Source organism: Lutibacter sp., assembly GCF_033723435.1.
Taxonomy (GTDB): Bacteria; Bacteroidota; Bacteroidia; order Flavobacteriales; family Flavobacteriaceae; genus Lutibacter.
Map to the genome: position 1 here is coordinate 549,951 of NZ_JAWVXC010000001.1, position 14,126 is coordinate 564,076.

General features: G+C 29.9%; 8 protein-coding genes and 1 other RNA gene. 5 read left to right on the top strand and 4 right to left on the bottom strand.

Annotated features, from left to right (window positions below; all coding sequences use genetic code 11):
- The first annotated feature begins 45 nt into the window (after window positions 1-45).
- From R3342_RS02550 to uvrB, 4 genes are all read left to right on the top strand, one after another.
- Window positions 46-3,423, top strand: a complete 3,378-nt coding sequence (locus R3342_RS02550; RefSeq protein ID WP_318938098.1) for a T9SS type B sorting domain-containing protein — start codon at window positions 46-48, stop codon at window positions 3,421-3,423.
- A 90-nt stretch (window positions 3,424-3,513) separates the two neighbouring features.
- Window positions 3,514-5,922, top strand: coding sequence for a T9SS type B sorting domain-containing protein (locus R3342_RS02555; RefSeq protein ID WP_318938099.1), 2,409 nt, complete (start codon window positions 3,514-3,516; stop codon window positions 5,920-5,922).
- Between the two features lie 49 nt (window positions 5,923-5,971).
- Window positions 5,972-8,746 carry a T9SS type B sorting domain-containing protein gene (locus R3342_RS02560; protein ID WP_318938100.1) on the top strand — a complete coding sequence of 925 codons (2,775 nt, stop codon included), beginning with the start codon at window positions 5,972-5,974 and terminating at the stop codon, window positions 8,744-8,746.
- A gap of 74 nt (window positions 8,747-8,820) precedes the next feature.
- Complete coding sequence (uvrB, locus tag R3342_RS02565) at window positions 8,821-10,809, top strand: excinuclease ABC subunit UvrB (protein WP_318938101.1); 1,989 nt, start codon at window positions 8,821-8,823, stop codon at window positions 10,807-10,809.
- Here the strand turns inward: uvrB and R3342_RS02570 are convergent.
- From R3342_RS02570 to ffs, 4 genes are all read right to left on the bottom strand, one after another.
- Window positions 10,806-11,609, bottom strand: coding sequence for a dienelactone hydrolase family protein (locus tag R3342_RS02570; protein WP_318938102.1), 804 nt, complete (start codon window positions 11,607-11,609; stop codon window positions 10,806-10,808). The two genes, uvrB and R3342_RS02570, sit on opposite strands and share 4 nt — an antisense overlap.
- Window positions 11,610-11,711: 102 nt before the next feature.
- Window positions 11,712-12,365 carry a fructose-6-phosphate aldolase gene (gene fsa / locus R3342_RS02575; protein WP_318938103.1) on the bottom strand — a complete coding sequence of 218 codons (654 nt, stop codon included), beginning with the start codon at window positions 12,363-12,365 and terminating at the stop codon, window positions 11,712-11,714.
- Between the two features lie 51 nt (window positions 12,366-12,416).
- Complete coding sequence (locus R3342_RS02580) at window positions 12,417-13,220, bottom strand: SDR family oxidoreductase (protein ID WP_318938104.1); 804 nt, start codon at window positions 13,218-13,220, stop codon at window positions 12,417-12,419.
- A gap of 81 nt (window positions 13,221-13,301) precedes the next feature.
- An RNA gene (gene ffs / locus R3342_RS02585) (signal recognition particle sRNA small type) lies at window positions 13,302-13,400 on the bottom strand.
- A gap of 179 nt (window positions 13,401-13,579) precedes the next feature.
- Here ffs and R3342_RS02590 point away from each other — a divergent pair.
- A complete protein-coding gene (locus R3342_RS02590; protein ID WP_318938105.1) occupies window positions 13,580-14,116 on the top strand; it encodes a DUF4199 domain-containing protein in 537 nt (178 codons plus the stop codon).
- Window positions 14,117-14,126 lie beyond the last annotated feature (10 nt).

The following is a 14,126-nucleotide window of genomic DNA, read 5'->3' on the forward strand; positions in this document are numbered from 1 at the left end:
ATTAAATAGTTATTCCTATTTTTGACATTCTAACAACCAAATAGAATGAAAAAGATAGCACAAATTTTCTTACTAATATTCTCAATATCTGCTTTTTCACAAGGAGAAGCTAATAATTGGTTTTTTGGACAAAGTGCTGGGCTTAATTTTAATTCCTCTACGCCAACACCTATTACTGGAAATTTAGTTACTTACGAAGGTTGTGCTTCTTTCTCTGATGCAAATGGAAATTTACTTTTTTATACAGATGGAACTAAAGTTTGGGATAAAAACGGATCTATTATGCCAAATGGGAATAACTTAAAAGGAGATCCTTCAAGTTCTCAATCTGCAATAATTGTACCTCATCCAGGTAACACAAACCTTTATTATATTTTTACTGTTGGAGCAAACAATTATGATAACCAAGGAAATTTAGTTAAACCAACAGAAGGACTACAATGTTATACCGTAAATATTACTGCTAATGGAGGTTTAGGAGATGTAATTGGTAATCCTATCGATTTATCTAATGGTTTAAATACATATTGGACTGAAAAAGTAACATCTGTAAAAGGATCTGAATGCAATACATTTTGGGTAATTTCATTAGTTAATAATACCTTTTATAGTTACAAAATTGATACATCAGGTTTAATTGCTACACCAGTAATCTCAACCGTAAATAATTATGCTAATGACCCAAGAGGTTATTTAAAAGTTTCTCCTGATGGGAAAAAGTTAGCTAGTGCAACTTATGGTCCTAATAGCAATTTACTATTATATAGTTTTGATGATACCAATGGAATAACTACAAATAATGGTGAAATGTTACTTTCAAATAGTAATTATATTGATCAAGCATATGGTGTTGAATTTTCAACTTTATCTACTAAACTATACTGCTCAACTGCTTCTTATAATCAGCCAACGAATGACTACACTTATAAACTTTACCAATTTGATTTAAATAGCAGTAATATTACCGCCTCTAAAATATTAATACATAATGAATTAGGATTTAGAGGTGCGTTACAATTGGCTCCGAATGGAAAAATTTACGCAACTATTCCTGTAAATTATAGTGTCGGAACTCAATTTTTAGACGCAATTAATGCTCCTGACGAGTTAGGAACTGCATGTGATTTTGAAACAGATGTAATAAATTTAAGCCCTGGTGTTGCTATGCAAGGTCTTCCTCCTTTTATTGCTTCTTTGCTTTTACCAATTGAAATTACAGACAATAATTCTAATCAAAATATTAATAAAACAACTGTTAAACGTTGCATAGGTGAAACCTACTCTATTACTGCTGAAAACATAACAGGAAGCCCAACTTACGAATGGACATTTAATAACAATGTAGTTAGTACAACAGCGTCTCTTAATTTAGGTTCTCTTACATCTTCTTCAGCTGGTACATATTATCTTACTGTTGAAACTACAGATAACTGTGGATTTAGAATTACTTATAAAGGAGAAGTTACTTTAGAAGTTTATAACCCACCAACAATAACACAACCATCTGATATTAATCAATGTGATAATGATAATGATGGTTTTTATACATTTGATTTACATACTTTAAAAGATTCTGAAGTACTAAATGGGCAAGACCCCAATGAATTTGAAGTGCTTTATTTTAAAAATCAAATAGATGCAGATAATAATACCAATACTATTTTAGTAAATTACACAAACAATACACCATATAGTTCTGATACCTTAATTGCACGAATTCAAAATAAAAATAATCCTATTTGTTATGAAACTGCAAGTTTTGTAGTAACTGTTTTTGAAACTCCTAATCCTCCTACAACTATTTCAAATTATAGCATTTGTGACTCTAACATTACTGGAACGGATACAGACGGAATAGAAACTTTTAATTTAAATAGTAAAAATTCTGAAATTTTAAACGGACAATCTTCAAATAACTTTACAATTACCTATTTCACAGATGCCACTTTAAGTAATCCTGTTTTGACTCCTAATAATTTTCAAAATACAAGTAATCCACAAACTATTTATGCTGAAATTGTTAACAATAATAATCCTAATTGCATAAATTCTACCTCCTTTATTATTGAAGTATTTGAATTACCAACCATTACCAATTATTTTGAATTTAAACAATGTGATGAAGATGGTACAAGTGATGGTTTTACAGATTTTAATTTAACCGAAGCAAATACTTATTTAACCAATAATAATAATAATTCCTCTCTAACCGTAACGTATTATTTAAATACAGATGATGCTAATTCAGGAAATAATTCCATTAATCCATATCCATTTTCTAACCAAACACAAAGCACCGTTTATGCTAGAATAGAAAATGAGAATGGTTGTTATAGAATTGCTCAAATAGATTTATTAGTTTCTTCTACACATTTTTCTACCAATTATTTAAAAACAGTTTCTACTTGTGATTTAGATGATATAAATGATGGAATATCTACTTTTATTTTAAAAGAAAATGATACGGCTATTATTAATCAATTTCCATCTGGACAAAATTTAACTGTTTCCTATTATAGAAATTTAAATGATGCGCAATTAGAACAAAATGAGATTGATAAAAACAATCCTTATTCTAATGAAATTTCTGAAAACCAAACTATTTATGTTAGAGTGGAAAGTGAAGATAATGGTGCTTGTTTTGGACTTGGTCCTCATTTACAGTTAACTGTTAATAAAAGACCTGAATTTGAGCTAGATAGCACAGCAATTTACTGTCAAAATTTGAATCCAATAACACTTACTACATACAATCCTAAAGGAAATTACACCTATCAATGGACAGATGAAAATAATACCGTTATTAGTAATTCTTCTAATGCAATTATATCATCTGAAGGTAAATACACCGTTATTGCAACATCACAATATAATTGTGAATCTTTCCCTCATTCCATTCAAGTTAATCCATCAATTATTGCTGCTATTTCCCAAAATGATATTCAAATAGTAGATGATTCTGAAAATAATTCTATTACTATAAATACCAATAACCTTGGAATTGGAGACTATGAATTTGCCTTAGACAACAGTTTTGGAAATTACCAAGATGAGCCTGTTTTTACAAATGTAGCTCCAGGAATTCACACTGTTTATATTCAAGACAAAAACAACTGTGGCATTGCTCAAACTGATGTTTCGGTAATTGGTTATCCAAAATTCTTTACCCCAAATAATGATGGTGTAAATGATACTTGGAAGGTTTTAGGTGTAAATGAAAATTTTTATGCAAACTCAACTATTTTTATATTTGATAGGTTTGGAAAACTAATAACCAATATCGACCCAAAAGGCGAAGGTTGGAATGGTGTCTTTAATGGTCAGTACTTACCAGCATCTGATTACTGGTTTTCCGTAGAACTTATTGATAAAGATGGAAATGTAAGAATTAAAAAAGGCCATTTTAGCTTAATCAGACGATAAATTCTACAATATTTCCAAGGTTTTATAGTTATAAATTATTATAAACAAGATATTTATTTTATATTTAACCTATAGCTATTTTTTATTACTATGAAAAGAATTATGATTTTTTGGCTAATTCTTTTGCCAATTTTGACCTTTTCGCAAAATGAAGCTGCTATTTGGTATTTTGGTCAAAATGCAGGGTTAGATTTTAATTCAGGTTCTCCAGTAGTTTTAACTGACGGACAGTTATCCACTTTTGAAGGATGCGCAACAATTAGTGATGCCTCAGGAAATTTACTTTTTTATACAGATGGCATTACGGTTTATGACAAAAACCATAATATTATGCCTAATGGAACAGGATTGAATGGAAATTCCTCAAGTTCACAATCTGCAATTATCGTTCCGAAACCAAATAATGCCGACCAGTATTATATTTTCACTGCAGATGAAAATGTTGTTGGTTCAACAGATAATAATATGGGTATAAACTACTCCATAGTAGATTTAACCTTTAACGGTGGAAATGGAGATATTACAACTAAAAATGTACAATTAATTGCAAATGGTTATGAAAAAGTAATGGCCATAAAACACGCAAACAATAACTCCTTTTGGTTACTTACTTTTATTGACGATACATTTTATGCTTGGCAAATTGATGCTACAGGTATTAATGCTCCAATAACTTCAACAGTTACTACAGGATCTCCTTTTGCTTCTAGAGGGTATTTAAAAATTTCAAACGATGGTAGCAAAATTGCTTGTGCAAATTTTGGCCCAGGAGGTAAAATGCGTATTTATGATTTTAATACTTCAACAGGAATTGTTAGTAATGAAACCACACTTAATTTTGATGATACCAATGATATTCCTTACGGCGTAGAATTTTCTCCGCAATCGCAACGGCTTTATGTTACCACTTGTCAACTTTCTGGAAATTATTCTGCACCTCCAGGAAAATTATATCAATTTGATTTAACAAATGCTAATAATAGAACTTTAATTCACTCTTCTAAAACTAATACACGTGGAGCTCTCCAACTTGCAATTGATGGTAAAATATACCGAGCTTTATCTGTTTCAGGCATTAATCAAGTAGGTACAAATTATTTAGGAGTTATCAATAGTCCTGAAGGAATTGGAGCTGCTTGTAATTACGTACATGAAGCAATTGATGTAACTTTAGGAGAAACTTTTCCTACTCACCAAGTTGTAGAAGGTTTACCTCCATTTATGCAATCGTATTTTGAAGAGCCTAATATTACCGCGAATGATGTTTGTTTTGGATTACCTACACAATTCAACTTTAATTCCTCTTCTCCTCCAACTACTATTACTTGGGATTTTGGAGATCCAACTTCTGGAGTAGATAATACATCAACATTAGAAAATCCAACACATATTTTTACTTCTTCAGGAGTTTTTACAGTAACTGCTACAGGAACAATAGGTGCAAATCCATTTAATTTAACTTTAGATATTACTATTTATGATTCACCAGTAGTAACTTCTCCTGTTACACTTACAGAATGTGATGACAACTTTGACGGTATTCAAAATTTCAATTTAGAAGATGCTAACTCTTTAATTTCTGCAAATTACCTTAATGAAACTTTTACTTATTACACAGATTCAATTGCAGCAGTAAATGCCGATTCAAATGCATTAATTTCAAATCAAACTTCATTTTCAAACGGCACACAACCTACAGTTTGGGCAAGAATTGAAAACACAACAGGTTGTTTTGAAACTGCTCAGATTAATTTAGAAGCAACACCTATGCCTACTTTTGATCTTCAACCAAATATTACTCTATGTTCAAATTTTTCTAATATAACAATAGGAGCAGAAAACCCATTAGGAAACTATTCTTATTTATGGACAAATAGCAATGGAGATAATTATGGTACAACTCAACAAATTGTTGTAGATACTGGAGATACTTATACCGTTACAGCAACAGATACTAATAACAGTAATTGTCAGATGTCAAAAAGTATTCAAGTAGTTATTGCTCCTATGCAGCCACTTCCTAATTTTGGTGTAAACAACCTTGAAATTATAGATAGTACAGCAAATAATAGCATAACTGTAAATACAAATAGCTTGCCTGATAGTAATTATGAATTTGCGTTGGATTCTGGAGATTTTCAAACTGAAAACATTTTTCAAAATGTTTCTGGAGGATTACACACTGTTACAATTAGAGATCTTGATAATTGTTTAGAAGCAAGTGTTGAAGTAAATATAATTAGTATTCCAAATTTTTTCACTCCAAATAATGATGGAATAAATGATACTTGGCAGGTTACTGGTATTGAAAATCAACCAAACTCTAAAATATACGTTTTTGATAGGTTTGGAAAATTAATTGCAATTTTAAATCCTTTAGGTAATGGATGGAATGGTTTATATAAAGGTAATCCTTTACCTTCTACAGATTATTGGTATCGTGTTGAATTAGAGGATGGTAGGTTACTCCAAGGTCATTTTAGTTTAATAAGAAGATAGCCGTATGATTCTTTTTTAATATATTTAACCTCATTTAATTGTTATATAGTTGAAATCAAAAATAGCCATATTACTTCTGTTATTAAATATAACTCTCGCTTTCTCCCAAAGAGAAGCTGCTAATTGGTACTTTGGATATGGTGCTGGATTAGACTTTAATTCTGGGACTCCAGTACCTCTTACAGGGGCTTTAGAAACAATTGAAGGTTGCGCATCAATTTCGGATCCACAAGGAAATCTATTATTTTATACAGATGGTTCAACAGTTTGGGATGCAAATAATTCTATAATGCAAAATGGGACAGGTTTACTTGGACATAAATCTAGTACGCAATCCGCTATTATAGTCCCAAATCCAAATAATCCATCAATTTATTATATTTTCACTGTAGATCAACCAGATGAGAAAAATGCAGATGATACAACAATTAATGATACAGATGATGGTAGTATTGATGGATTAAATTATTCTGAAGTTGATATGAATTTAAATGGAGGTTTAGGGGGGATAAACCCTCTTAAAAAAAATATACATTTAATTACTTATAACCAGCATCATAGTAATGAGGTAGCGTTTAAATGTTCTGAAAAAATTACTGCTATTCAACATGCTGATGGTAATTCATTTTGGGTAATTACTAATTTTACAAATAGATTTTATGCTTTTAGAATTGACTATAATGGAGTTAACAGCACTCCTGTAATATCTTCTACACCTACCGATATTCAAACTGGTGGATATCTACGAAACGCAATTGGCTACTTAAAATCTTCTCCAAATGGTAAAAAATTAGCAATTGCACATTACTCAAGTAGAAAAAATAATGAAAGAACTCCAAAAACTAATTTATTAGTTTGGAATACAGGGAAAGTTTTATTATATGATTTTGATAATGCTACAGGCAAAGTTACTAATGAAAATTTATTAATGGCTGGAGACAATCCGTATGGTATTGAATTCTCATCAAAATCAAAAAAATTATATGTAACAGTCAATCATTTTGATAGTAACGCTGAATCTGATGGAAGTTCATTATATCAATTTGATTTAACTGCAGATAATATTGCAACATCAAAAGTGTTAATAGTTAAGAATGACAATTCTGCAGGAGCATTACAACTTGCTATTGATGACAAAATATATAGAGCAGGTTATAAAGATTACAATAGTGGTTTTCTTTCCGTAATTAATAAACCTGAAGAAAAAGGCACTGCATGTGATTTTGAATATAATAAAATTAGTTTAGGAGGAAATAAAGCTACTTTAGGTCTACCTCCTTTTATTCAATCTCTATTTTTATTTAATTTTAAATACGAATTTACTTGTTTTGGGGATTATACACATTTTTTTATAACTTCTTTAGAACCTATTGATAGTGTTCTTTGGGATTTTGGAGATGGAACAACTTCTACTGATTTTGACACAACACACCAATACAGCGCTCCTGGTACATATACGGTAACACTAACTAAAACAGTTGATGGAGATGAAGGAGATCCATTAACTAAAGATGTAATAATTAAAGAAAAACCAGAAATTCTTGACTCAACATATGAATTATCTCAATGTGATTCATATGACAGTAATCCAAATGATGGTTTGGCTACATTTAATTTAAATAGTGCTATTGACGAACTAACACTGCATAAGCCAGATGATTATTTAGTTTATTTTTATTTAAATGAAACAGATGCCGAGGATGATAATTATAACCAGCATTCATTGCCAACAACCTATACAAACATAACTCCAGATCAAATTTTATTTGCTAAAATAATGTATAAAGATTCTGATTGTTATAGCCTTGGCAAAGTAAAACTAACTGCTGTAGTTAGTAGTTTACTTGAAACTGACGATTTAGTTGGCTGTGAAGCTAACGATAATATGGGAGAATTTGATTTAAATAAAAAAACTACAGATATAAAAACTTCACTTAGCTTACCAAGCACAGTTGAAATTAGTTATTATGAAACTAAAACAGATGCAATTAATGAAACAAATCCATTAAATTCAGATTACATCTCGTCGGAAAAAACAATTTATTTTAAAGCTAGCAATAATGGGGTTTGTTATGGTTCAGGAACTTTTGGCCTAAAAATTAATCATTTTCCAATAGTTCCATTTGATGAAACTTTAAATATCTGTGAAAACGATTTTCCAGTAACTATTAATGCTCCTATTTCTTTTGACCAAAAAGATAATTACACGTATTACTGGAGTAATGGAAGTTCTTCATACAGCATTATTGAGCCTTCCCAAGAAGTAGTTACAGTTACAATTACTGATAAATTATATAATTGTGAGAAACTAGTAACATTTAATGTTAAAAAAGTATCCCCTCCTATTGTTACTAATGTTGATATTAATATAGATGACAGTATCATCATTATTAATACCAATTTAAATAATGATAATTTATACGCATTAGATAATCCTTTTAGTGAATTCCAACCGGAAAATGTCTTTACAGATGTATCGCCAGGAACACATACTATTTATCTAAAAAATAAATTCAACTGTGGAGTTACAAGTAAATTAATTTTTGTGCTAGGTTTCCCGAAGTTTTTTACACCAAACAATGATGGTATTAATGACATTTGGGAAATAAAAGGGTTAAATTTTAGTGATTTCACCTATTCAAACATAAACATTTTTAATAGGTTTGGGAAACATCTTATAAGCATTGACCCACACTCAAATTGGAATGGCTTTTATAATGGAAAAAGGCTTAATTCAGACGATTATTGGTTTTCTATTAATGTCACTGACAAAAATAATATAACTAAAACTTACAAAGGGCATTTCAGTTTATTAAGAAAATAGTTAATTTTTCTTCAAATCTTAACTTACACAATTCAGCAAACAAAATTCAACTCAAATTAGTTTACTTTTGTACCATGCATTTTAAATTAGATTCACATTTTAAACCCACAGGAGATCAGCCAGAAGCAATTAATCAATTGATAAAAGGCATACAATCCAATGAAAAATATCAGACATTATTAGGGGTTACTGGTTCTGGGAAAACTTTTACTGTTGCAAATGTGATTGAAAAAGTTGAAAAACCAACCCTAATTTTAGCGCATAATAAAACACTTGCAGCTCAATTATATTCAGAGTTTAAACAGTTCTTTCCAAATAATTCTGTAGAATATTTTGTTTCGTATTATGATTATTATCAACCAGAAGCTTATATTCCTGTTACTGGAACATATATTGAAAAAGATTTATCTATTAATGAAGATATTGAGAGGTTGCGAATAAGTGCATCTTCAGCATTACTTTCAGGAAGAAGAGATGTTATTGTGGTTGCTTCTGTTTCTTGTATTTACGGAATTGGAAACCCAGTAGAGTTTAAAAAGAATGTTATTTCAATTCACAAAAACCAAGTTCTTTCAAGAACTAAATTTTTACATCAATTAGTAGCAAGTTTATATTCTAGAACTGAAACTGAATTAAGTAGTGGTACCTTTAAAGTTAAAGGAGATATAATTACCGTTTACCCATCTTATGGTGAGCATGCATACCGAATTCACTTTTTTGGAGATGAAATAGAAGAAATTGAAAGTTTTGATGTTGAAAATAATAAAGTAGTTGAAAAATTTGAAGATCTTAAAATTTATCCTGCTAATCTATTTGTTACCTCTCCTGATGTTTTACAAAATGCTATTAAAAACATTCAGGATGATTTGGTAAAACAATTTGACTATTTTAATGAAATTGGTAAACATTTAGAAGCTAAACGATTGAAAGAACGTACTGAATTCGATTTAGAAATGATACGTGAATTAGGCTATTGCAGTGGAATTGAAAACTATTCTCGCTATTTAGATCAGCGAGAACCTGGAACTAGACCTTTCTGCTTATTAGATTATTTTCCAGATGATTTTTTAATGGTTATTGATGAAAGTCATGTAACTATTCCCCAAGTACACGCAATGTATGGTGGAGATAGATCTAGGAAAGAAAACCTAGTAGGTTATGGATTTAGATTACCTGCCGCTATGGATAATAGACCTTTAAAATTTGATGAATTTGAAGAAATTCAAAATCAAGTTATTTATGTAAGTGCAACTCCTGCCGATTATGAATTACAGAAAACAGAAGGTGTTTTTGTAGAACAAGTTATTAGACCTACAGGTTTATTAGATCCTGAAATTGAAGTCCGTCCAAGCATCAATCAAATTGATGATTTAATTGAAGAAATTCAAATCCGTGTTGAAAAAGATGAACGAACTTTAGTTACAACTCTTACTAAAAGAATGGCAGAAGAATTAACTAAATATTTAAGTCGAATTCAAGTTCGATGCAGGTATATTCACTCTGATGTTGATACACTTGAAAGAGTTGAAATTATGAACGATTTACGCAAAGGTTTATTTGATGTACTTATTGGAGTTAACCTTTTACGTGAAGGATTAGATTTACCTGAAGTTTCTTTAGTAGCTATTTTAGACGCTGATAAAGAAGGTTTTTTACGTTCACATCGTTCTTTAACTCAAACAATAGGAAGAGCCGCTAGAAACATAGAAGGAAAGGCTATTATGTATGCAGATAAAATCACAAAAAGTATGCAATTAACCATAGATGAAACAGAACGTAGAAGAGAAAAACAAATAGCTTATAACACCGCTAATAACATTACTCCTACTCAAATTAGAAAAAGTATTGAAAACACATTAGCAAAAAATACTATATCCTCTTATCATTATGATAATACAGTAAATTTAGCTGCCGATGAAGAATTAAGTTATCTTTCAAAATCTGAAATTGATAAAAGAATTCGTGAAAAACAAAAGCAAATGGAAACAGCTGCCAAAGCCTTAGACTTTTTGGCTGCAGCCAAGTTAAGAGACGAAATTAAGAAGTTAAAAGAATTAGTTTAATTCCATACATCTGTTTGAAGCCAAACTGAAGCATCTTTTAAATAATCCACATAATCACAAGGTTCAAAATGAGTTAAACCATCAGCTACTACAAAGGTAATATCACTACCTGCTGCAATTGACTGATTTACCCATTCTTCTGTTTGAGCAACAGGAAATAACTCGTCATCTCCTCCGTGAATTACATATAAAGGTATATTAATTTTTAAAACATCACCATTAGATTTAGCAGGATTGTAAGAACTTGCCATTGGAATAGCTGCAGAAAAAAGGTCAGAATAATAATCTGCATAAAACCAGCTACCATTTCCTCCATCACTATAGCCTGTAATTACAATTTTATTTTCATCAATAGGTAAATATGTTTTAGCTAAATCTAAAAGAGCAAGTACTTGCACCTGGTTTTCTTGATCAAACCAATAATAACCATTACTATTGGGACTTATTATATATGCATTCAAATCTGCAAATGCAGGTTGTGCTAAACAACTATTAGTTACTTTATGAGCATCCTCGTAAATGTTTGAAGCTCCACCATGTAAATCTATAATTAAAGGGCGTTTATTAGATTCTGAAACATTTTCAGGAGCTATAATTCTAAAATTCCAATAATAACCTGCAACTGTAGATTCTAGAGTAAAGTCATTAATACCAGGCTGAATATCTAAATTACTAAAGTCATTTTTTACATCTTCTGCTGTTCTATCGTTTGGAACGATAGAATTTCCATTTCCTCCTCCACAACTCACATTAAATATAATTATAAATAAAAAGACACTGAATTTTTTTAAAATTCTCATAGTAAAATATTTTAGTTAGTATAGTCAAATATACACTTTTAAATTATAATCATAAAAAAACCCTGCAAAAGCAGGGTCATATTATTATATCTAATTTTTAAACTAATTTCCTTTTTTATAATCTTCTAAAAATTTAGCTAAACCTATATCCGTTAAGGGATGTTTTAATAATCCTTTAATAGAAGATAAAGGCCCAGTCATAACATCAGCACCTAATTTTGCACAATCTATAATATGCATAGTATGACGAACTGAAGCTGCTAAAATTTCAGTTTCATAATTATAATTGTCATAAATCAAACGAATTTCATCTATTAAGTGTAATCCATCTGTTGAAATATCATCTAATCTACCAATAAACGGAGATACATAAGTTGCTCCTGCTTTAGCAGCTAATAATGCTTGTCCAGCAGAAAAAACTAAAGTTACATTAGTTTTAATCCCTTTATCCGAAAAATATTTACAAGCTTTAACTCCATCAGCAATCATAGGTAATTTAATAACAATTTGAGGATGTAAAGCTGCCAATTCTTCACCTTCTTTTACCATTCCTTCAAAGTCAGTTGCAATTACTTCTGCACTAACATCACCATCCACAATATTACAAATTGCAACATAATGCTTTAAAATATTGTCTTTTCCTGTTATTCCTTCTTTAGCCATTAAAGATGGATTAGTAGTTACTCCATCTAAAATACCTAAAGCTTGTGCTTCTTTAATTTGGTCTAGATTAGCAGTATCAATAAAAAATTTCATGTAGTTGTGTTTTTAATTAATTTAAATTGTTGTGCAAAAATACGTATTTGATTATAATTTATAGTGGTTCATTAATAACTTTTCATAAATACTATCTGGAAGTATTCTTTTTAAAAAAATAGAAAACTTTTGCATAAAATCACCTACTTTATAATGAATTTTAGGAGAAGGAGTTTCTATAACTTTATAAATTGCTTTTGCCATTTCAATAGGATTGCTTCCACTATCTACATGCGTATTCATTAAATCTAAATTTTGTTGATACACTTCTTTGTAAGCAGAATTATCGAAAACTGGTGTATGATACCTTCCTGAAGCAATATTGGTAGCAAAATCACCTGGCGCAACGTTGGTTACTTTAATTCCAAAGTTTTTAACTTCCATGTTTATGGCTTCTGTTACTAATTCCAAGGCTCCTTTTGTAGCGGAATAAATTCCTCTAAAAGGTAATCCCATATAGCCTGCAATAGAAGTAACATTAATTATTAGTCCACTTTTTTGTTTACGCATTTGTGGTAAAACAGCTTTCATAGTATCAATAGCACCAAAAAAATTAGTTTCAAATACTTTTCGCATTTCATCTGTTGGCGTATCTTCTATCGGGCCTGTAATTCCCATTCCAGCATTATTGATTAAAACATCTATTTTACCTTCTTCACTAATAACCATTTTTACAGCGTTATTTATACTTTCTAAATTGGTTACATCTAAAGGAATTAATTTGAAAGGATGATTTTTTATTTTTGATGGATTTCTACTAGTTCCATAAACTATAAACCCTTTTTGAGTTAAAAATTCACCTACAGATTTACCTATTCCTGAAGAACCACCGGTTATTAATATAACTTTAGACATAAAATTAGGATAAAGATTAAAAGTTGTAAAGTTAAAAAGTTAAAGTTAAGAGAAGAAAAAAACTTAACAAAAGCGCATAAAAAAAGGCAAGCTACCTACATCACACCGCTACAACCTAATACCTTTGCTGCGTTCCCGCCCTGGAGGATTCAAAGGGAGCTGGTTGTGTAGGACTTGCCAGGCTGCAAATTTACAATCATTTATTGTTTAAACCAATCATTTTTTAACTATTTTTATGTAACAATTTTAATTAACTGTTTACTAATATTTTATTACGTACAAATAGCATAAATTTTATAAAACAATTAATATTAAAGGCTATTTAGTATATTTGTTAAACTTAAACCTAATCAAACATCATGGAAAAACAAAAAACTTCAGCCAAACAAATTATGATAAATTATGGATTGTTACTTGGATTAGTATCAATTGTAATCAGTGTAGCTAATTATGCCTTCGGTAATATATACAAACCTCATTGGATTGTAACTGTTATTGGATTTATAATTCCAGTTGTATTTATTGTAATGGGAATTAAAAAAGTAAAAGAGCAAAATAATGGCTATTTAAAACTTGGAGAAGCAATAAAAACATCTTTGGGTATAGTATTAATTTCAGCGATAATTTTTTTAATTTATTTTATACTATTTACAAATTTTATTGAGCCAGAATTCTATGCCAGATCATTAGAATTTAAAAAGCAAATTATGTTAGATACTTACCCTAACATGAGTGATGAACAACTAGAAAATGCAATGAAAATGCAAGAGAAATTTAGTAATAATATGGTTACTTCTGCTTTTATAATAATTTTTAACTTGGTTTACGGATTAATTGTAGGTTTAATTGGTGGTTTAATTATGAAAAAAACTAAAGAAGAAGTAACTAGTATTTAAAAATTAAAAC